The 21,062-nt window shown below is 66.1% G+C and carries 19 protein-coding genes; 8 read left to right on the forward strand and 11 right to left on the reverse strand.

Translation table 11 applies throughout. The features are described from left to right. Positions 1-13: 13 nt before the first annotated feature. A complete protein-coding gene (locus ACRARG_RS02000) occupies positions 14-886 on the reverse strand; it encodes a LysR family transcriptional regulator (RefSeq protein WP_432688301.1) in 873 nt (290 codons plus the stop codon). Between the two features lie 75 nt (positions 887-961). Here ACRARG_RS02000 and ACRARG_RS02005 point away from each other — a divergent pair, with 75 nt between their 5' ends. From ACRARG_RS02005 to grxD, 6 genes are all read left to right on the forward strand, one after another. Further along, positions 962-2,047 (forward strand): four-carbon acid sugar kinase family protein, encoded by a 1,086-nt coding sequence (locus ACRARG_RS02005; protein ID WP_432688302.1) that lies wholly within the window; start codon positions 962-964, stop codon positions 2,045-2,047. Next, positions 2,044-3,036, forward strand: coding sequence for a 4-hydroxythreonine-4-phosphate dehydrogenase PdxA (gene pdxA / locus ACRARG_RS02010; RefSeq protein WP_432688303.1), 993 nt, complete (start codon positions 2,044-2,046; stop codon positions 3,034-3,036). Before ACRARG_RS02005 ends, pdxA begins: the two co-directional genes overlap by 4 nt. Then, complete coding sequence (locus tag ACRARG_RS02015) at positions 3,036-4,085, forward strand: cupin domain-containing protein (protein ID WP_432688304.1); 1,050 nt, start codon at positions 3,036-3,038, stop codon at positions 4,083-4,085. Before pdxA ends, ACRARG_RS02015 begins: the two co-directional genes overlap by 1 nt. Positions 4,086-4,170: 85 nt before the next feature. After that, positions 4,171-4,998, forward strand: coding sequence for a cyclase family protein (locus ACRARG_RS02020; protein ID WP_432688305.1), 828 nt, complete (start codon positions 4,171-4,173; stop codon positions 4,996-4,998). Between the two features lie 344 nt (positions 4,999-5,342). After that, the gene (locus ACRARG_RS02025) at positions 5,343-5,579 is read left to right on the forward strand and encodes a BolA/IbaG family iron-sulfur metabolism protein (RefSeq protein WP_432688306.1); all 237 of its coding nucleotides are present in this window, start codon (positions 5,343-5,345) and stop codon (positions 5,577-5,579) included. Between the two features lie 127 nt (positions 5,580-5,706). Then, positions 5,707-6,069 (forward strand): Grx4 family monothiol glutaredoxin, encoded by a 363-nt coding sequence (gene grxD, locus ACRARG_RS02030; protein WP_432688307.1) that lies wholly within the window; start codon positions 5,707-5,709, stop codon positions 6,067-6,069. Between the two features lie 33 nt (positions 6,070-6,102). Here grxD and ACRARG_RS02035 read toward each other — a convergent pair whose 3' ends face one another. Beyond that, positions 6,103-6,507 (reverse strand): cell division protein ZapA, encoded by a 405-nt coding sequence (locus ACRARG_RS02035; protein ID WP_432688308.1) that lies wholly within the window; start codon positions 6,505-6,507, stop codon positions 6,103-6,105. After that, a complete protein-coding gene (locus ACRARG_RS02040) occupies positions 6,507-6,938 on the reverse strand; it encodes a nucleotide exchange factor GrpE (RefSeq protein WP_432688309.1) in 432 nt (143 codons plus the stop codon). The genes ACRARG_RS02035 and ACRARG_RS02040 overlap by 1 nt, the downstream gene beginning before the upstream one ends. Before the next feature lie 281 nt (positions 6,939-7,219). Here ACRARG_RS02040 and tkt point away from each other — a divergent pair, with 281 nt between their 5' ends. After that, the gene (gene tkt / locus ACRARG_RS02045) at positions 7,220-9,235 is read left to right on the forward strand and encodes a transketolase (protein ID WP_432688310.1); all 2,016 of its coding nucleotides are present in this window, start codon (positions 7,220-7,222) and stop codon (positions 9,233-9,235) included. A 178-nt stretch (positions 9,236-9,413) separates the two neighbouring features. After that, the gene (locus tag ACRARG_RS02050) at positions 9,414-10,031 is read left to right on the forward strand and encodes a trimeric intracellular cation channel family protein (RefSeq protein ID WP_432688311.1); all 618 of its coding nucleotides are present in this window, start codon (positions 9,414-9,416) and stop codon (positions 10,029-10,031) included. A 195-nt stretch (positions 10,032-10,226) separates the two neighbouring features. On the opposite strand, the gene ACRARG_RS02055 is transcribed toward ACRARG_RS02050, so the two are convergent. The 8 genes from ACRARG_RS02055 to ACRARG_RS02090 all read right to left on the reverse strand — a co-directional run bounded on the left by ACRARG_RS02055 (position 10,227) and on the right by ACRARG_RS02090 (position 20,994). Continuing rightward, positions 10,227-11,156 carry a glycosyl transferase family protein gene (locus ACRARG_RS02055; protein ID WP_432688312.1) on the reverse strand — a complete coding sequence of 310 codons (930 nt, stop codon included), beginning with the start codon at positions 11,154-11,156 and terminating at the stop codon, positions 10,227-10,229. Beyond that, a complete protein-coding gene (locus tag ACRARG_RS02060) occupies positions 11,153-13,783 on the reverse strand; it encodes a nitrate reductase (RefSeq protein ID WP_432688313.1) in 2,631 nt (876 codons plus the stop codon). Before ACRARG_RS02060 ends, ACRARG_RS02055 begins: the two co-directional genes overlap by 4 nt. Further along, positions 13,783-14,112, reverse strand: a complete 330-nt coding sequence (gene nirD, locus ACRARG_RS02065; protein WP_432688314.1) for a nitrite reductase small subunit NirD — start codon at positions 14,110-14,112, stop codon at positions 13,783-13,785. Before nirD ends, ACRARG_RS02060 begins: the two co-directional genes overlap by 1 nt. Positions 14,113-14,272: 160 nt before the next feature. Next, the gene (gene nirB / locus ACRARG_RS02070) at positions 14,273-16,702 is read right to left on the reverse strand and encodes a nitrite reductase large subunit NirB (RefSeq protein ID WP_432688315.1); all 2,430 of its coding nucleotides are present in this window, start codon (positions 16,700-16,702) and stop codon (positions 14,273-14,275) included. 36 nt (positions 16,703-16,738) lie between these two features. Next, a complete protein-coding gene (locus ACRARG_RS02075; protein ID WP_432688316.1) occupies positions 16,739-17,671 on the reverse strand; it encodes a GAF domain-containing protein in 933 nt (310 codons plus the stop codon). Positions 17,672-17,712: 41 nt separating this feature from the next. Beyond that, positions 17,713-18,135 carry a globin family protein gene (locus ACRARG_RS02080; protein WP_432688317.1) on the reverse strand — a complete coding sequence of 141 codons (423 nt, stop codon included), beginning with the start codon at positions 18,133-18,135 and terminating at the stop codon, positions 17,713-17,715. 24 nt (positions 18,136-18,159) lie between these two features. Next, entirely contained in the window at positions 18,160-19,869 is a 1,710-nt protein-coding gene (locus ACRARG_RS02085; protein WP_432688318.1) for an ABC transporter ATP-binding protein, read from the reverse strand. Between the two features lie 45 nt (positions 19,870-19,914). Then, positions 19,915-20,994, reverse strand: coding sequence for an ABC transporter permease (locus ACRARG_RS02090; RefSeq protein ID WP_432688319.1), 1,080 nt, complete (start codon positions 20,992-20,994; stop codon positions 19,915-19,917). Positions 20,995-21,062 lie beyond the last annotated feature (68 nt).

Here is a 21,062-nt window from a genome sequence, read left to right on the forward strand (position 1 = left end):
GTGACGGCGGCGGTCAGCCGCCGTTGACGGAGACCTCCGAACAAAGCCAGTCGATCAGCAGGGATGTTTCGGGGCCCGGCTGCGGCTCCGGGCAGATCAGCCCGTAATCCGATCCGTCGGCGGTGAAACCGCAGGGCGCCATCAGGCGACCGCGCGCCAGGTCGTCCGCGACCACAAGCTCGGGCGCGATAGCGACGCCGAGACCTGCGGCGGCGGCCTCGACCATCAGGAAATGATGATCAAACAATCTGGTCATGCCGGGACGTGGCGCCTGCGGGTTGGCCTGTTGCCAGGTTGACCAGGCATCGGGACGCGATCGGGATGCGAGGGCCACAAAACCGCCCTGCATGACTGTCGCGGCAAGGTCCGGATGGGTGACCGGGCCGGTCCGTTCGGCACAGAGCCGGGTGACGTGCCAGCTGGGATCGACCGGAAAGTCGAGCCGGCGCAGCGCAAGCGACAGGCCCGGCGCGCCCAGATCGTTCGCCCCGCCCCCCACTGACAGGTGCAGGGCGATATCCGGGCGGTCCATCTCAAACCGGGACAGCCGCGGGATCAGCCACCGCATGGCGATCGATCTTTCACAGGACAGCACAAGCGGACGCGGCCCCGTCGCCCGGCGCAGATCGGCCAGTGTGGACGACAGGATTGCCATGGCCTGCGTCATCGCGTCAGAGAGCGCCTGCCCTTCCTCTGTCGGGGCGACGCCGCGCCCATCGGGCCGCAGCAATGGCAGACCCACGGCCGCGGACAGATTGCCGGCGCGGCGGCTGACGGCGCCATGGGTCAGGGCCAGCTCCTCGGCCGCGGCGCGGACAGAGCCCTTGCGCACGATGGCCTCGAACGCCCGGAGATCGTCGAGGGATGGCAGGTCGGATCGCTTCATTCGTTAGATTTTATCACCATTAGTGTCAGTTCTTATCGCTTTTTATGTGTGCATTGTTCGCAATATTCACGAATTATGACAAGTCTCTCCGATCCTGTGCGGCCCGTCCGCATCATCGCCGATGATCTGACCAGCGCCGCAGACGGCGCCGCGCCCTTCCTGCCGGGGGCCGTCCACCTCGCCCGCGGCGCCTGGGCCGATGGCGCGGTTGTCGCGCTTGACTGCGACAGCCGTGCGGCCCCCGTGAAAGCGGCCGTGGCGCGGGTCTCTGCCGCCGCGGCGCAGGTGCCTGGCGAGGCGATCCTTCTGAAAACCGTCGATTCGACCCTGCGCGGGCATGTGCGCGAAGAGATCGCAGCCTGCTTTGCCGCAAGCGGTCGTGCACGCATCGTCATGGCCCCGGCCTTTCCTGCGGCGGGTCGGGTGACCCGGGGCGGCGTACAATATGTCGACGGTGTCCCGGTTGATCGCAGCCCCTATGGCGCCGATGCGGTCCATCCTGTCCGCAGTGCGGATATCATGGCCCTGATGGGCGATATCGCGGGTCCTGTCCGTCTGTGCCGCGCGGATCAGGCACCAACGGCGGAGGCGGGCGCGATTGTCCTCGACTGCGCGGATCAGGCGGCGCTGGACCGCTGGATTGCGCGGCTCCCGTCACCGGAGACCTGCCTGTTTGTCGGCTCTCCCGGTCTTGCGATCGCGCTCGGGCGGCGGTTTGGCGGCGCATCGGCCGCACCGGCATCGCAGGCGCCGCGCGCTGGCGGTCTGGTGGTGGTTGGCAGTGGCAACCCGGTCTCTCAGCGTCAGGCCGCAGCGCTGGCCGATCTGCCGCCGGGTTGGCGCGTGCTGACCGCGCCCGCTGACCCGGGTGATCCGCGGGCCATCCTGGCCAGGCTGGCCGATACCGCCGCCGCACATATCCGCGCGACGGGTCCCGGCACCCTCATCGCCACCGGCGGCGAGACAATGGCCGCCATCCTGGACCGGCTGGGCATTTCCCGCATGCGCCTGACCGGAGAGATCGAGCCGGGATTTCCCCTGTGCGAGGCCAGTTTCAATGGTCGCCCCCTTGCCCTGGCCATGAAAGCCGGAGGCTTTGGCGGCCCGGACGTGCTGGCCCGCGCCATGACCCGCCTTTGCCCAATATCGGAGACAGAATGACACAGGCACCACTGGCCATTACACTCGGCGATCCGGCCGGGATCGGCCCCGAAATCGCCGCCCGCTGCCTGACCGACCCGGATCTGCCGGATGCGGTTGCAATCGGACAGGTGCAGGTGCTGCGCCGGGCGCTGGAGCTTGTATCGCCCGGCACGCAGATTGCCGTGGTGGACAGGCCCGGCCCTGCCCCCCGCCCCGGCACTGTCCGGATCATCCCGACCGGGCAGGACATCGCGCCGCCGCCCTATGGCGCCGTCACCGCCGCTGCCGGGCAGGCCGCCTTTGACGCGATTGCGGCGGCCATCGCGTTGGCCCGTGCCGGCGCCGTCTCAGGCATTGTGACCGCCCCGATCAACAAGGCTGCGCTGGCGCGGGCCGGGGTCCCCTATCCCGGACATACCGAAATGCTGGCCGATCTCGGCGGTGCGGCCCGGGTCGCCATGATGCTGGCCAATGACGAGATCCGGACCGTGCTGGTCACCATTCACGTCAGCCTGCGCGATGCGATCTGGCAGGCGGATTATTCAGCCCAGATGGCCGCCATCCGGCTGGCGCATGAGGGGTGCCGCGCTCTGGGCGTCAGCGCCCCGCGCGTTGCGGTTGCCGGGCTGAACCCGCATGCCGGCGAGGATGGGCTGTTCGGGCATGAAGAGATCCAGATCATTGCCCCCGCAATTGCCGCCGCCCGGGCCGAGGGCATCGACGCCTCCGGGCCCTGGCCCGGCGACACCGTCTTTATGGCCGCCCGGCAGGGGCGGTTCGACGTGGTGGTCGCGCAATACCACGATCAGGGGCTGATCCCGGTGAAATACCTCGGGCTGGAGAAGGGCGTGAACGTCACGCTCGGCCTGCCCTTCGTGCGGACGTCGCCCGACCACGGCACGGCCTTCGACATTGCGGGCAAGGGCATTGCGGATCCGTCGTCGCTGCGCAGCGCGATGCAGATGGCCGCAACCCTCGCCCGCCACAAAACCAAGGAGACGATCTGATGGATTTCATTTTCATGCTGACGCGCAATGACCGGACCATCCCGGATGCGTCAGACCGGCTGCAAGAGGCGCTGGCGCTTGGGATCCGGCACATCGGCTTCAAGGACATCGGCCTGCCGGTGGAGGCGCTGAAAGAGCTGAACGCCGCCATCCGGGCCGGCGGGGCGACCTCTTACCTCGAAGTGGTGTCCCTGGACGAAGCGAGCGAGCTGACCTCGGCCCGGATGGCGGTCGAGATCGGGGTCGACGTGCTGCTGGGCGGCACCCGTGCGGAAGCCGTGCTGCCGATCATCGCAGGGACTGGCATCCGCTATTTCCCTTTCCCGGGGCGCGTGACCGGGCATCCGTCGGTGCTGGAAGGCCCGGCGGAGGATATCGTCGCCTCGGCCCGGCGGCTTGTGGCCCTGCCGGGTGTGGCGGGGCTCGACCTGCTGGCGTGGCGGTTTCAGGGCGATGTGCCGGGCCTGATTGCCAAGGTGGCAAAGGCCGCGGGCAAGCCGGTGATCGTCGCGGGCTCGATCGACGGCGAGACACGGATAAGGCAGGCACATCTGGCTGGCGCCGCCGCATTCACCATCGGCACCGCCGCGCTGGATGGCCACTTCAAGGGCGCCGCGCCTGACCTTCCGGCCCAGCTGTCGGCCATCCTGATGGTCACGGCCAGGATCGCGGGCCGGATCTGTCCCAACCGGACCGTCGATCTGGCCGCTGCTCAGAAGAGCGTCGCCAAACCCTGGACACCCGTCATCGCGGGTCAACTGGGCGAGATGGATATCAAGCTGGCCCGGTTCGAGGGCGCGTTCGTCTGGCACCACCACGACGAGGAAGACGAGCTTTTCCTCGTCACGCGCGGGCGCATGGCGATGCATTTCCGCGACCGGACGGAATGGGTCGGCCCGGGCCAGTTCCTGATTGTGCCGCGCGGCGTCGAACACTGCCCCGAGGCGCTCGGCGGTCCCTGCGATGTTCTGCTGATGGAGCCCTCCACCACCCTGAACACCGGCAATGTGCAGAACGACCGGACGGTGCGCGACCTCGCCACGATCTGACCTTCCGGTTCCGAAGCGGCCCCAAAACGACACGGCGAAATTACCAGAGAAGACCCCACGAAAAACACCAACAAGGAGAAAACACATGTGCCACGTCTGTCTGATGAACGACGTCAAATCTGAAGTGACCCGCCGCGGTTTCATGTCCGGGGCGGCCCTCGCCGCCGGGAGCGGGCTGATGCTGTCGGCCTCGGCCCATAGCGCCAGCGCCGCGACCCATGTCACCGCGACCCGCGCGCTTGACCTGACCCATACGCTGACCGCGGATTTCCCGACCTTTTTCGGCACCCCGGCCTGGGAGTCTGAGGACATGTTTACCTATGACAAGGACAAGCTGAACCTGCGCATCATGAAATATGCCGAACATGTCGGCACCCATTTCGATGCGCCGCTCCACTTCAGCGCCGATGGCGCCTCGGTAGACGAGATCCCGGTGGAAAAGCTGATCTGCCCGCTGGCTGTCATCGACGTGAAAGCCAAGGCGGCAGAGGATCCGGACTATATGCTTACGCCCGATGATATCGCCGCCTTTGAGGCCGCGCATGGCGAGATCCCCGAAAACGCCTGCGTCGCGATGAATTCGGGCTGGGAGGCGCATCTGGGCAGCGACATGTTCCGCGGGCAGGATGCGGAGGGCAAGCTGCATTTCCCCGGCTTCCACGTCGAGGCGGTCGATTTCCTGATGCGCGAGCGGGTGGTGAACGGGATCGGTGTGGACACCATGTCTCTCGATCCGGGCAATTCCACAACCTCGCCGGTGCATTATGCTTGGCTGCCGTCCGGACGTTATGGGATCGAAAACCTCGCCAATCTCGACGATCTGCCTCCGCTGGGCGCCACTCTTGTTGCAGGGGCCCCGAAGTTCGCCGGTGGCACCGGCGGTCCGGGCCGGGTCATGGCGCTGCTCGCCTGATCCGCCGCCGCTGACAGACCCGATCGGGGGCGCGGCACCAGCCCGCGCCCCACGAGGACCGATCCGGGGCGCGGCATCTGCCCGCGCCCCGGAGAGACCCGCCATCCGCGCCGCGTCGTGGCGCCAGCCGACCGGCCTCTCCCGCGTCGCGTCTTGCGAGACGGCCCTGCGACAGGGGCACCCTGATCCAATTTTCTCCGCCCGGGGCACCGGAGGCGCCTGGCTCGGGCATTGCCCGGGGACAGTCTTGCATGGCGGGTGCGCCTTTGGACATGCACGCCGCCTTGCAGCGCGGCGCGCAAGGCATTAGATTCAGGCAAAGACCAGAGTCCGGAGTAGCCCAAATGCCCATTCAGGCCCGCGAAATCGAGGAACTTATCCGCCAGAGCTTTCCCGACGCCGTGATCGAGGTACAGGGCGATGACGGGCAGCATTTCTCGGCCAGCGTCGTGGACGAAAGCTTCCGCGGGCTGAACCGGGTCCAGCAGCAGCGTGCTGTCTATGCCGCCCTGCAGGGCAAGATGGACGGCCCGGCCGGAGAGCTGCATGCGCTGGCGCTGACAACCCGGCCGCCGGCGTGACGGGAACCAGATCACTCCACGGGCGGGCATGTCCCGGCCCGGTCCAAACAATCCGCCACATGCGTGCCGGCCCCATCGGCTGCACCGTCGCGTCTGGGTCGCGACGGCTGCCATAAAGGAGACTATGATGAGCGACGTGAAAACTTCGATTGATGAAATCGTGAAGGGCAATGATGTTGTGCTCTTCATGAAAGGCACCAAAACCATGCCTCAGTGCGGATTTTCGTCCCGCGTCGCCGGCGTGCTGAACTATATGGGCGTCGAATTTTCCGATGTGAACGTTCTGGCCGATGCCGATATCCGCCAGGGTATCAAAGACTATTCGGACTGGCCCACGATCCCCCAGCTTTACGTCAAGGGAGAGTTCATCGGCGGCTGCGATATCGTGACGGAGATGACGCTGTCGGGCGAGCTGGACACGCTGTTCGACCAGAACGCCGTGAGCTACGACAAGGACGCGGCAGAGAAGATCCGGGCCGCCAACGCCTGACCTCCGGGTCAGTCCCTCAGCAAGAGCGGCCGGTCAGCCGGCCGCTTTCTGTTCCAGCTCTTCTGCGAGCCGCTCTGCCTTGCCGGCCATGTTCAGCAGACCGTCCTTAAGCGCGGCTGGCACGACCTCGACCGTCTGGGCCGCAGGACGACGCTGTGCCGTTTCGGCGGTGGCCTTGAGCCGGGCGTTGTCGCTGCGCAGGGCCTCTATCTCTTCTTCCAGCTCTTTCAGGCGGTCCTCGACCCCGGCGGTGCGGTCGGCCAGCATCAGGCCCGACATCAGCAGCATACGCGCTTCGGGGATGCGGCCGGTCTGGGCAATCAGCGACTGCGCTTCGGCGTTCAGCATTTCCGCCGCCGTCTGAAGGTAATGCTCCTCGCCTTCCTGGCAGGCCACTTCGAAGGCACGTCCGCCGATCAGAATTTCAAGTTCGGCCATCACACGTCCTCCGTCTGGCTGCGCTGCGTGGCCGGGGCCGGGGCGATCAGCGGCGCCAGCGCATCCATCACCGCCCGCACTTCGGCCTCCGCCGCGGCATGGCTGGCGCGCAGGGCTTCAAGTTCCATTTTCAACGCCGTGTCGATCGTATCGGCATCACCCAGGAAAGATTCGTTGGCCGTCCGCAGCGACTGCGTGATTTCCCGGAGCTGGGCGTTGGATTTGCGCAGCCGGTTCATTTCGCGGTTCATTTCGGCGAGGGCGGTCTTCTGTTCGGCGACCTGTGCCTCAAGCGCATCAGATTTCGCCTGCAAACCGCTGTCTTCAGGCGGATTCTGCGGCGCCGAGGCATCGGGCAGCGCAGCGATTCCCCGCCCGATACGGTCCAGAGCCGCATTCAGACGCCGCTGAAGATCGTCGATATCACTCATGACAGGGCCGCCCTTGTCCCACCCGTTCTTCTTATCTTCCCGCCGGTTACGCCGGTACATCGTTCCGCCGGGCGCCGCGCCGAATCATTCGGAGCGGCAGATTTCCACACAGTCTAGCGAAACATGAAGGAAAGCCCAAATCCCTCTGTAACCATTCGACAATTCCATCTGGGGGCTCCCCGGGCCGTCGCCAGGGGGTGACGGGCGCCTTGCAACTGTGGCCGGGCTGGTTATAGAGCGCTAACATCGCCCGTTCCGCAGGTATCAGAGGAGCCCGCCCCGTGGATATCGCCGCCCTCCGCAACGCCCATCCCGATCACTGGTCCAAGGCCACTGCCATCCGCGCGCTGACGCTGGATGCCGTTGCCGCCGCCAATTCCGGCCATTCCGGCATGCCGATGGGCATGGCCGATGTGGCGACGGTGCTGTTCGGGAAATACCTGAAGTTCGACGCCTCCGCGCCGGACTGGGCGGATCGCGACCGGTTCATCCTGTCGGCGGGCCATGGCTCCATGCTGCTCTATTCGCTGCTGCATCTGACCGGCTACGAGGAATTCCCGATTGAGGAGATCCGGAATTTCCGCCAGCTGGGCGCCAAGACCGCCGGCCATCCGGAGAATTTCCTGGCCTCGGGTATCGAGACCACCACCGGCCCGCTGGGTCAGGGCATTGCCAATTCCGTCGGCTTCGCCATCGCGGAAGAGGCGCTGCGGGCGCGGTTCGGCAAGAAGATCGTCGATCACCGCACCTATGTGATCGCCGGCGACGGCTGCCTGATGGAAGGCGTCAGCCAGGAGGCGATTGCGCTCGCGGGCCGTCTGGAGCTGGGCCGTCTCGTGGTCCTGTGGGACAATAACAACATCACCATCGACGGCACCGTGGAGCTGTCGGACCGCACCGATCAGGTGGCGCGGTTCAAGGCGTCGGGCTGGGATGTGATGGAGATCGACGGGCATGACCCGGAGGCCATCGACAAGGCGCTGGCCTGGGCCCAGAAGGGCAGCAAGCCCAAGATGATCGCCTGCAAGACGCATATCGCGCTTGGCCATGCCGCGCAGGATACCTCCAAGGGCCATGGCGCGCTGACCGACAAGGATCAGATGGCCGCCGCGAAAGAGGCTTACGGCTGGACCACCGGCCCGTTTGAGGTTCCGGCGGATGTCAAATCCGCCTGGGAAGAGATCGGCCGCCGTGGCACCGAGGAACGGTTCGCCTGGGAGGCGCGTCTGAACGAGGTGTCCGAGCGCAAGAAGGCCGAGTTCGAACGGACCATGAAGGGCGAGGCGCCGAACAAGCTGGCCTCTGTCATCCGGGCGCTGAAGAAGCAGAACTCCGAAGCCCAGCCGAAGGTCGCCACCCGCAAGGCATCCGAAATGGTGCTGGAGGTCGTGAACCCGGTGCTGCCGGAGACGCTGGGCGGGTCTGCCGACCTGACCGGATCGAACAACACCAAGACCGGCGATCTGGGCATCTTTGACGTGGACAGCCGCGACGGGCGGTTCATCCATTACGGCATCCGTGAACATGGCATGGCCTCGGCGATGAACGGCATGGCACTGCATGGCGGCATCCGGCCTTATTCCGGCACCTTCATGTGCTTTACCGATTATGCCCGCCCGGCGATGCGCCTGTCGGCGCTGATGCAGCAGCCGGTGGTCTATGTGATGACGCATGACTCGATCGGTCTGGGCGAGGACGGTCCGACGCACCAGCCGGTGGAACATCTGGCGATCTCCCGCGCGACGCCGAACACGCTGGTCTTCCGCCCCGCGGATGTGATCGAGACGGCAGAGGCCTGGGAGCTGGCGCTGACGCAGACCGGCACGCCGTCTGTCCTGTCGCTGACGCGGCAGAACGTGCCGACCGTGCGGCTGGAACACAAGCAGAAGAACCTCTCCGCCCAGGGCGCCTATGTGCTGGCCGACAGCGAGGGCAAGCGGCAGGCGATCCTGATCGCCACCGGGTCGGAGGTCGAGATCGCGTTGAAGGCGCGCGACATGCTGCAGGCCGATGGGATCGGCACGCGTGTCGTGTCCATGCCCTGCATGGAGCTGTTTGCCGAGCAGGACGAGGCCTATCGCAAACGCGTGCTGCCCGCAGGGCCGGTGCGCGTGGGCGTGGAGGCCGGGGTGCGTCAGGGCTGGGACCGCTGGCTGCTGGGCGAGCGTGGGCGCGAGGCCAAGGCGGATTTCGTGGGCATGTCGTCCTTTGGGGCCTCGGCGCCGGCAGAGGTGCTCTATGAGCATTTCGGGATCACGGCGGAGACTATCGTGGCCAAGGTCAAGGCGATGCTCTGATCCGCTCTGGTCGCGGATGGGAATTGGCGGCGGACCGGGAGACCGGGCCGCCGTTTTCTTTGGGTCTGCTTTGGCACGGGGGCTGGCGGGTGCAACCCGCTGTGCTGACAGGGGAATTGACCTGCCCTGCCCGCGTGGTGACACTGGCGGGCAATCTCTTGGCGCAAGGATGTGACCGATGCTGTCCGGGCTGACCCTTTATGCCCTGCTCGACGTGATGGGCACCTTTGTCTTCGGGCTGACCGGGGCGATGGTGGCGGTGCGGCGGGGGTTTGACCTCTTCGGCATCCTCGTGCTGTCGGCGGCCGTGGGGGTGGCCGGGGGCGTGGTGCGGGATGTGCTGCTGGGCGATGTGCCGCCCGCCGTGCTGGTGGATCTGTGGCCGCTGGCGCTGACCTGCGCGGCGGGGCTCGTGGCCTTCTTCTTCGCCCCGGTGATCGAGCGGCTGGACCGGCCGGTCATGCTGCTGGATGCGGTCGGCCTCGGGGTCTTTGCGATTGCAGGCTGCAACAAGGCGCTGGTCTTCGGGCTGGGCGGGTTTGGCGCGGTGCTGCTGGGGGTTTTGACGGCCATCGGCGGCGGGGTGCTGCGCGACATCATGACGGCGCAGGTGCCACGGGTGCTGCATGAGGAGGTCTATGCTTTGGCGGCTTTGGCCGGGGCGGCGGCCTATGCCCTGGGTCTGGCGGCGGGGCTGCCGGGCGGGCTGGTGGCGACGGGGGCGGTGCTGCTGGCCATCGTGATCCGGATCGCCTCTGTGCGGAACGGGTGGACGCTGCCGAAGGCGCGGGGGTAGCGGGGCAATTATTCAGCTTCGTCGGGAGACTTTACTGCAAAGCGCAAATTTGTCCGGAGATCGATCATATGTCCCGCCCGGCGTTTACGCCGGGCAGCGCCGACCCGAGGGCGGCGCTATCGCGCCTCCCTCGGGTCGGTCGCTGCCCTCTTTTAAGACCTCATCTCTTAGGAAAATGATGAACCCGACTGAAGCTTACACCGTAAACTCAGGCCGGAACCGACAATCCTGCCAGAGCTCCCCGGCCCGGCCCGTGCTTTCCGCCCCGGCCAGCGTCTCCAGCGCCAGCGCGGCGGTGCCAAGGATGATCTGCTCCTCAAACGGTCCGAAGCCCGCATCCTCGGAGGGCTTCAGCCGCCGCACCTCCTCGCTCAGCGCCGGAAAGGCCGCCTCCCAGCTCAGCCCGTCGCGCAGGCCGAAGGCGGCGATCTCCTTGCCCGGGTGACGTTCGAATTCACCGCCGCCGCCCTTGATGACCGTCATCTGCTGCCAGCCCAGCAGCGCCGCCGCATCGGCCTGAAGCTCCCGGTAGGAGGGATGGAAGACCCCCTGGACAGAGGCCCCTGCCCGCGCCGGGTTCAGCATCCGGCAGACCGTGTTGACGCAGGAGCGTAGGCCAAAGACCGGCCGCAGGTTCAAAAGATGGAAGAGCGCGGGATGCGCCGTTTCCAGCTTAAGGTACGCGATCCCGTCGCGGTCGAGCAGGCGGGCGGCCTCCGCCCCCGTCTCGGCCATGGTGATGCCCACGGCGCCCAGACCGTCGCGGATTTTCATGTCCGGGCCGTTCCAGCCGTGGATCAACACGCGGTAGCCCGCATCGGCGACCAGACGGGCGGAATGCAGGAACCACGGCGCCCCGCGGGTCCGGCCCGCCGCATAGGAGGACCAGTCGAGGTCGACGCCGCTGGCCACAGGCGCGGCCATTTGGGCGGCGGCGGTGAAGCCGGCGATCTCCTCCGCCGTTTCGCCCTTCATCCGCAGCAGCATCAGGATGGCGCCGATGGCCTCGGGGTCAGCGCCCCCGGCCAGCATCTGCGCCATGGCATCCTGTGCCTCGTCCTGTGTGAGGGAGCGTGAGCGGCCCTGTCCCCGTGCCAAAGTCCGGACATGGGGGGCAAGGGTCATTCGGCAGCTTCCTTCGTCAGTTGCGCCTCCAGCAGGGCCTTGATCTCGGGCCGGCAGGAGCCGCAGTTGGTGCCCGCTTGGAGCGCCTCGCCCACGGCCTCGACCGAGACGGCGCCGCCCTCGATGGCGCGGATGATCGTGTTCACGCCCACGCCGAAGCAGGAGCAGAGCACTGGCCCCGGGTCTAGCTGACCTGCGGGGCGACGGCCACCCAGAATCTGCGGCGCCTCGCTGCCGGGCAGACCGGCGAGGTAGTCGCGCATGACCGCCACGGGCTCCCGCGCGACAAAGATCGCGCCTATGACGCCGGTCTCGTCAGAGAGGGCCACACGCGCCATGCCGCGCGCCTTGTCCTCGATGATGGCCACCTGGGCGTCGGGGGCGTTGAAGAGGCGGCGCGCCTCGGCCTCCCAATCCGCGATCTCGGTCGTGGCGGCGAGTTCGGCGCGGTAGCCCGCTTCGGTCCGGGCGAGCGCCCAGTAATCGGCCTGCAACGCCATGGGCCGGGCGGAGACGGCAAAGCCGTACCATTTGGCGTCAAACCGGGCGACGGCGGCGACGGCGGCCTTGCTCTCCGGCTGGCCGGAGACCGGGTCGGTAACGGAGGGCACCAGCGCGTCGATCCGGGCTGAGGGTGCGGTTTCGCCGGTCCAGTGCATGGGGGCAAAGACCTGACCGGGCTGGACGGCATCGGTGATGCGGGCGCGCAGGATGGCCTTGCCCGTGGGCCCGGTGACCGACACCAGATCGGAGGCGCTGATCCCCAGATTGCGGGCATCGCCCGGATGGATCTCAAGGAAGGGTTCGGCCAGATGGGCCGAGAGGCGCGGGCTGAGCGCGGTGCGCGTCATCGTATGCCACTGGTCGCGGATCCGGCCGGTGTTCAGGCGGAAGGGATATTTGCGGTCCGTCTTCGCGGCGGGCGGCTGCCAGCGCAGCGGCAGCATGCGGGCGCGGCCATCGGCGTGGAAGAATTTACCATCCGCGAAGAAGCGCCCGCCCGTCTTGGCGTCTGAGACCGGCCAGCGGGTCGGCGCGAAGCTGTCGTATTCGGAATCGGTGATCTCCATCAGGCCGGAGATGTCGAAATCCCGCCCGAACATGCGCCCCGCAATGCCCGAAAGTGCGGCATATTCGCGGAAGATCTCCGCAGGGGTTTCATAGTCGAAGGCGGCGGTCCAGCCCATGCGGCGGCCGACTTCGGCCAGCATGTGCCAGTCGGGGCGGCTGGTGCCCGGGGCGGTCAGCACGGCGCGCTGGCGGCTCATGGTACGGTCGGAATTGGTGACCGTTCCGTCCTTTTCCGCCCAGGCGGTGGCGGGCAGCAGCACATCTGCAAGGCGTGCTGTATCCGTGGCGCCGGTGATGTCGCTGACCACGGTGAAATCACAGCCCACGATGGCGTCGCGCACCCGGTCGGCATCGGGCATGGTGACGGCGGGGTTGGTGTGGATGATCCAGAGCGCCTTGATCTGCCCCTCGCCCACGGCGCGGAACATGTCGACAGCCTTGAGACCGGGATGGTCGGCCATGGTGGGCGCGTCCCAGAAGCCGCGCACGGCGGCGCGGTGTTCGGCGTTTTCGATATCCAGATGGCAGGCCAGCATATTGGCAAGCCCGCCGACCTCCCGCCCGCCCATGGCATTAGGCTGGCCGGTGACGGAGAGCGGCCCGCAACCCGGCTTGCCGATGCGTCCGGTGGCCAGATGGCAGTTGAGGATCGCATTGACCTTGTCACTGCCGGAGGAGGACTGGTTCACGCCCTGGCTGAAGACGGTGACAACCTTTTCATTGGCAATGAAGAGGTCGCAGAAGGCCTGCATTTCCTCCTCGGTCAGGCCGGAGGCGCTGGTATTCTCTGTCAGGGCCGCATGAAGCGCCTTGTCGAACCCTTCAACGTGCTGAAGAAAATCGCGGTCGATCGCGCCGCGTTCGAATAGTCCCGCCAGCAGCCGGTTGAAAAGCGCCACATCGCCGCCGGGCGCAATGGCCAGGTGCATCTCTGCCGCGTCGCAGGTGGCGGTACGGCGGGGGTCGATGACGACGATCTTCGTGCCGCGCTCCTTTTGCGCGGCGAGGATGCGCTGGAAGAGGATCGGGTGGCACCAGGCGAGGTTGGAGCCGACGAGGACGATCAGATCGGCCTGCTCCAGATCCTCATAGGTCTGGGGCACGGTGTCCGTGCCAAAGGCGCGGCGGTGGCCAGCCACGGTGGAGGCCATGCAGAGCCTTGAATTCGTGTCGATATTGGCCGAGCCGATGAAGCCTTTCATCAGCTTGTTGGCGATGTAGTAATCTTCTGTCAGGAGCTGGCCGGAGACGTAGAAGGCAACGCTGTCGGGCCCGTACTGTTCGACGGTTTCGCGGAACCGGTCGGCGACGAGTTGGAGCGCCGTATCCCAGTCGGTGTCGCGGCCTGCGACCTGCGGCGCGGTCAGGCGGCCCAGTGTTGTGACCGTCTCGCCCAGGGCAGAGCCCTTGGAGCAAAGGCGGCCGCGGTTGGCCGGATGCTCCGGGTCGCCCCTGACGGTGAGGCCCCCCTGCCCGTCCGGGCGGAGCAGCACCCCGCAGCCCACCCCGCAATAGGGGCAGGTCGACCGGGTTTCAGGCAGCTGGGCCCCGTCCATCAGGCCGCACTCCGCTTGGCGACGGCATCCCCGTCGAGCAGGACACGGCCGTCTGCGATCTGGACCGGATAGGTGGCGATGCGGTGGTCTTCGCCCACGGCCTGCCCGGTGTTCAGGTCAAAGACCATGTTGTGCAGCGGGCAGGTGATCTTCTGGCCGTGCACGATGCCATCGGCCAGCGGCCCGCCCTTGTGGGGGCAGGTGTTGGAGGCGGCAAAAACCTCTGCCTCGCCGGTGCGGAAGATGGCAATGCAGCCCACGGCGGTCTTCACGAGGCGGGCGCCGCGCTGCGGGATGTCCTCGATGGAGCAGATGTCGATCCAGTTCATCTTTGGTCTCCTTGGGGGGGCACTGGGTGCATGGATGAATGTTGTGCCGCGCCGGTCACAGGACCCGCCCGGCGTGCCGCGCGGGCGGTGGCGAGGCGGTTTTGCCCCGCGGCCATCAGGTGCAGCGGGACGAGCAGCCCAACCATAAGCAAAGCCCAACTCATTCCGCCGCCTCCTGCGTGAGATCCGCCAGCGGCGCGTAGCTGCGGGCACGGTTCTGGACGTGATCGGCCCAGGGATCCTTGCGGTAGACGGATTGCGAGACCTCGAAGGCCTCCACCAGGCGGCGGCGTTCCTCCAGATCGTCGACGACCCGCGCCTTGACCCAGTCGAGCCCGACCTTGGCGACCCATTTATAGGGCCGGTCGAGGTATTTGGCATTCTCGCGGTAAAGCTGGATGAAGGCGGTGGTGAGCTCGATCGCCTCCTCCTCCGTCCTGGCATCGGCCAGACGTTCGGTTTCCTTCACATCCATGCCCGCAGCACCTGCGACACCGATCTGGTAGCCAGAGTCGACGCAGACGATGCCCACGTCCTTGCAGGTTGCCTCCGCGCAGTTGCGGGGGCAGCCTGACACCCCGAGCTTCACCTTATGCGGGGTCCAGGAGCCCCAGAGGATCTTTTCCAGCTTGATGCCAAGCCCGGTGCTGTCCTGCGTGCCGAAGCGGCACCAGTCCTTGCCGACGCAAGTTTTCACCGTCCGCAACCCCTTGGAATAGGCGTGGCCGGAGACCATGCCCGCATCGTTCAGATCGGACCAGATACCCGGCAGATCCTCGCCCTTGACGCCCAGCAGGTCGATCCGCTGGCCGCCCGTCACCTTGACCGCCGCGCCGTATTTCTCCGCCGCATCGGCGATGACGCGCAGCTCGTTCGCGTCGGTCATGCCACCCCACATGCGCGGCATGACGGAGAAGGTGCCGTCCTTCTGGATGTTTGCATGCTTGCGTTCGTTGACGAAACGGGACTGGAGGTCGTCTTCGTATTCCAGCGGCCAGTCGGCCAGCAGGTAGAAGTTCACCGCCGGGCGGCAGACATGGCAGCCGTTGGGGGTTTTCCAGCCGAGTTCCTGCCAGACGGCGGGCTGGCTCTTCAGCTCCTTCGTCTTGATCAGGCGGCGCACGTCCTCATGGGTGAGGTCGCAGCAGGCGCAGATCGGCTGCACCGTCGGCATGACGAACTCATCGCCCAGCGTGACCTGAAGCACCTGTTCGACGAGCCCCGTGCAGGTCCCGCAGGAGGCACTTGCCTTGGTCGTCGATTTGATCGCCCCGAGGTCGGTTGCGCCGGCATTGATTGCCGCCACGATGTCACCTTTGCAAACGCCGTTGCAGCCGCAGATTTCCGCATCATCCGGCAAGGCTGCAACGGCTGAGAGAGGGTCCGCGGAGCCGCCCCCCTGAAAAGCCGGTCCAAAGATCAGCGTATCGCGCATCTCCGACACGTCGGTGCCGTCCTTGATCAGGCCGAAGAACCAGCTGCCGTCGGCCGTGTCGCCATACATGACGGCGCCGATCAGGCGGTCGTCCTCGATCACCAGCCGTTTGTAGACGCCGCGCGCGGGGTCGCGGAAGACGATGTCCTCGCGGCCCTCGCCCTCGGCAAAATCCCCGGCGGAGAAGAGGTCACAGCCCGTGACCTTGAGCTTGGTGGAGATTTCCTTGACCTTGAAGACGTCCTCCTCCCCGGTCAGCGACTTGGCCAGCACCTTGGCCTGATCGTAGAGCGGCGCAACGAGGCCGAAGAGATTGCCGTCAAACTCCACACATTCGCCAACCGCGTAGATATCGGGGTCGGAGGTGCGCATCTGGGCGTCGACCTTGATCGCGCGCCCCATGTCGAGGCCCGCGTCCTGCCCCAGTGCTGTCGCCGGGCGGATGCCCACGGCCATCACGACGATATCGGCGGGAAGGACAGTGCCATCCTCCAGCAGGACGCTTTCGACCTTGTCGGTGCCCTGAATCTCCTTGGTGGAGGCCTTGGTGATCACCTTGATGCCGCGCTTTTCAAGGTCCTTGCGCAGCAGGTAGCCCGCCGCCTCGTCCAGCTGACGCTCCATCAGGTGGCCCATCAGGTGCAGCACGGTCACTTCCATGCCCTGCAGGCGCAGGGCGGCGGCGGCCTCAAGCCCCAAGAGGCCGCCGCCGATCACCACCGCATGGCCGCGTGTCCCCGCGGCCTCCTTCATCGCATCCACGTCTTCCAGATCGCGGAAGGCCACGACGCCGGGCAGCTTGTGGCCCGGGCACGGGATGATGAAGGGGGCGGAGCCGGTGGCCAGCACCAGCTTGTCATAGGCGACCTCCCCCTTGGCGCCGATGACGACCTTCCGCTCCCGGTCGATAGTCTCGACCTTTTCCCCGAAGCGGCAGGTGATTTTGTGATGGTCATACCAGTCGTCATTATGGGTGACGATCTCGGCAAAGCTCTTCTCGCCCGACAGCACCGGGGAGAGCATGATGCGGTTGTAATTGCCGCGCGGTTCCGTGTTGAACAGCGTGACCTCATAGGCCGAGGGATCGGCGTCGAACAGGTGCTCCAGCATCCGGCCGGATGCCATGCCCGCTCCGATGACGACAAGTTTCTGCATTTTCAGGTCTCCTTGGCGCAGGGCCGAAAGCGGGTGTCAGACGTACCAGGCGACGACGTGCGAGACTTCGCCATGCTGGTGGATGGGAAGGGCGACCATGGAGCCATATCCGGCGGCCAGACCGGGCTTGCCGCCCTCGACCACCGGGATACCGGTGCCAAGCGCGCGGCCGATGGCGCCTTTCCACGGCGTGGCGTGGCGCGGGTTGTCCTCATCCCAGAGCGGGCCGTCGCGTTCGCAGACACCGTCGGCCAGAACGGCATCGCCGGATTTGCCAACCTTGGCGGCGCGGGCGTCCCAGATCTCGAACCGGCGGGCAATGGGCGTGCCGCGGGCCGAGAGCAGCGTGACGACATAGGGCGCGACACCCGGCACCGGCACGGGAAGGCCGAGGCCGGTGGTCAGCCCCGCCTTGCCCGCGCTTTCAGCACGGATGAAACGGTAGCCGGAGCCCAGGTCACGCATCAGGATCGGCGTTTCCGCCGCCCAGACGCCGCCGGGAAGCCCCTGCCCGCGCGGGAAATGCGTGTGCTGAGAGACCCATTCGAAATGCTTGGCGGCGCCGTAATAGCCGTCCTCCAGCATCAGCAGGTCATCCTTGCCGGCCCAGACCTCGATGGCGCCGGTGCGACTGTCGTCATCGGCGCAGAGCACAACCAGAACCGCCTTCAGCTCGTCCTCGTCAAAGACCGGGATGGCGACGGCGCTGGTGAGGCCGGCCTCTGCCGCCGCCTCGATCCGCTTAAAGTAGGAGCCGTCAAAGCTTTTCAGAACGACCGGGCGCGCTTCGGCCCAGGCCTTGCCCGGCAGCCCCTCGCCCATGCCAAAGCTGGTCCGGCGGGAGGCTTCCTCGAAGGCGTCGAGCCCGGCGTAGTTGCCCTCGGCCAGCACAAGCCGGCCGTCTTCGGGAACCCAGACCTCGCTGACCTCGATAAAGGTGCGGGTGGGTGTTTCGACTGCTGCTTCCATGGTTCGTCTCACTTGAATGGTCGGGCTGAATGCCCCGTTGTTTATTGAGCGGCGTCCGGATAGGCGGCCGCGATCATGACGCCAGACAGGGTGCCGTAGGCGGTGGTCCAGGCGTCTTTCACCTCGGGCGTGAACCCCTCGCCCAGGCCCTTCTCAAGGGTCCGGAGGAGCGACGCGCCGACCTTGCCGTAATCCTCGGCCTTCACGCCGTAGGCGACATGGGCGATGGCCAGCTTTTCGGCGACGGGCACGATGGCCGGCAGGTTGCGCAGCCCGTTGACGACAACCGCGAGCGTCGCCATCAGCTTGGCCCCCTGTTCGGCCATGTCGGCATTGGCGAAATAGGGCTTCACCTCCGGCGCGGTCTCGAAGAGGTCGGTATAGAAGATGTCCGCCGCCGCATCCTTGATCGGGACAACCTTGGCGAAGCTCTCCTGAACGAGGGCGATCTGCTGGTCTTCCATTCCGTCTCTCCTTGTCGCTGCGGCTCAGGCCGCTTTCTGTTTCTTGGCTTCTGCCTTGGCGGCCGATTTCCCCTTGGCGCCGTGTTCATATTCCTCAAGGAAATCAAGAACCTGTTCGCGGTAGAGGTAGTAATCGGGATGTTCCAGCAGCGCCTTGCGGGTGCGCGGGCGCGGCAGGTCCACGTTGACGATCTTGCCGATGGTGGCCTGCGGCCCGTTGGTCATCATGACGACGCGGTCGGCCAGCAGGATCGCCTCGTCCACGTCATGGGTGACGCAGATGGCGGTTACCTTGGTGCGGGACCAGACCTCCATCAGCACCTCCTGCAGTTCCCAGCGGGTAAGGCTGTCGAGCATGCCGAAGGGTTCATCCAGCAGCAGCAGTTTCGGCGAGAGGGCAAAGGCGCGGGCGATGCCGACGCGCTGCTTCATGCCATTGGACATCTCTGCGGCGGATTTGTTCATGCTGTCGCCCAGGCCCACGCGTTCGAGGTAGTAATCGACCACGTCCTGACGTTCGGCCCGGCTGGCCTTGGGATAGACCTTGTCGACACCGATCGCGACGTTTTCGCGGGCGGTGAGCCAGGGGAAGAGGTTCGGCGACTGGAATACCACCGCGCGTTCCGGGTCCGCTCCCTGCACATCGTAGCCGTCGAGCTTGATAACCCCCTTGGAGATGTCGTTCAGCCCGGCGGTCATGGTCAGCACGGTGGATTTGCCGCAGCCGGAATGCCCGATGAGGGAAATGAACTCGCCCCGGTCAAGCTTGAGGTTGAAATCCTCCACCACGGTCAGCGGACCCTTGGGCGTCGGGTAGACCTTATGCAGGCCCTCGAAGCTGAGGTAGCGCTGGTCGAGCATGCCTTTCTGGGCATCGACAAGGGCCGAGGGCAACGCATCGCCCGCCGCATCATGGGTGTGCTGCGGCTTGATGTCGGGCAGGATGCGCGAGCCTTCGGGACGCGTGGAAATGCCCACGTCCATCAGGTAGTTCGTCACCTCGGCGCGCAGTTTCTTGAAGGTCTCGTCATGGTTCATCGCCGTGCGTTCGCGCGGGCGGGGGATGGTGACCTTGAATTCAGCCCCCAGCGTCCCGTCGGGGTTCAGCGCCACGATGCGGTCGGCCAGAACGATGGCCTCGTCCACGTCATTGGTGATGAGGACGCAGGTCTTCTTGTCCTGCTGCCAGATCTGTTCGATCTCATCGGCGAGGTTGGCGCGGGTCAGCGCGTCGAGGGCCGAAAGCGGCTCGTCCAGCAGCAGCACCTCGGGGTTCATCGCCAGGGCGCGGGCAACGTTCACCCGCTGGCGCATCCCGCCCGACAGCTCCGCCGGACGGCGGCTGGCGGCATGCGAGAGGCCCACCATCTTGATATAGCGCGCCACGGTCTGGGCCTTTTCGACCTTGCCCATGGAGGGGAAGACCGAGTCGAGCGCCAGCTGCACGTTCCCCTGCACCGTCAGCCAGGGCATCAGGGAGTAGTTCTGGAAGATGACGCCCCGTTCTGGGCCCGGGCCGGCAATCGGCTTGCCCTTGAAGGTGACCGTGCCGGTGGTCGGCTCGTCGAGGCCCGCCATCAGATTGATGAGGGTCGTCTTGCCGGTGCCGGAGAAGCCGAGGATCACGAGGAACTCGCCTTCTGCTACGTCGAGGTTGATCCCCTTCAGCACATGGGCGGCGTTGGTGCCTTGGCCGAAGCTTTTGGAAACATTGTCAAACGTCAGGATACCCATGGTGTTTGTCCTTTCGCGTGTCCGCGTTGCGCGCCTGAGCGCCGGTCAGCGGTTGTTCGTGAAGGTGAAGGCGGCCTGAAGGGCGTACATGACCCGGTCCAGCAGGAAGCCGATGATGCCGATGGTGAAGACGGCGACCATGATCTTGGCGAGGGAACTGGAAGAGCCGTTCTGAAATTCATCCCAGACGAATTTGCCAAGGCCCGGGTTCTGCGCCAGCATCTCTGCCGCGATCAGAACCATCCAGCCCACACCGAGGGACAGACGCAGACCGGTGAAGATCAGCGGCAGGGCGGAAGGCAGGACCAGGCGGGTGATCTTGGTCCAGGTGTTCATCTTCAGAACCTTGGAGACGTTGACGAGGTCCTTGTCGATGGAGGCCACGCCGAGCGCGGTGTTGATCAGCGTCGGCCAGAGCGAGCAGAGCGTCACGGTGATGGCCGAGATCAGGAAGGACTTGGAGAAGAGCCCGTCATTCGTCGTGTAGACGGCAGAGACGATCATGGTGACGATCGGCAGCCAGGCCAGCGGCGAGACCGGTTTGAAGATCTGGATCAGCGGGTTCAGCGCGGCATTGGCCGTCTGCGACAGGCCGGCGGCGATCCCCATGGGGACGGCCACGGCGGTGGCGATCAGGAAGCCGAAGAAGACGGTCTTGATGGAGGTCCAGATCTGTTCGTAATAGCTGGGCGAACCGGTGTAGGCGACGGTTTTCACCTGATCTTCTTTGCCTGCGGCGATGAGCTTTTCGTTCCGCTTGGCGACCATTTCCTCGAACTTGGCCTTCTTGGCGGCCTTGTCCTGTGCATCCGTGTGCAGGCCCACGGCCTCTTCCCAGACCTGTGCAGGCCCCGGCACGGCGCCGAGGGAGGTCTGAACGCGCGGGGCGAGGTTGCCCCAGAGCAGCAGGAAGACGGCGATGGCCAGAAGCGGGACGCCCAGCAGGCGCCAGACTTCCTTCATCTGGGTCTGCGGGTTGTCCCCGGCGGCGGCCTTGATGATCGGCGCGACCCAGGCGAGGCCCAGAACGGTCAGCCATTTGTCGGCCTTGTTGATGGCGGTAAAGAGCCGGGCGCGGCGGGCTTCCTTGGCGGCGTCCAGATCCTGATGATCGATTGCGGTCATGGGTCTATTCCTGAGGAGTTTAGGTTCTGTTTAGCCACGCCGTTGCGGCCGGTTCGGGTTTGCTATTG

This window comes from Pseudooceanicola profundi, assembly GCF_050897955.1.
In the GTDB taxonomy this organism is placed as follows: domain Bacteria; phylum Pseudomonadota; class Alphaproteobacteria; order Rhodobacterales; family Rhodobacteraceae; genus Pseudooceanicola.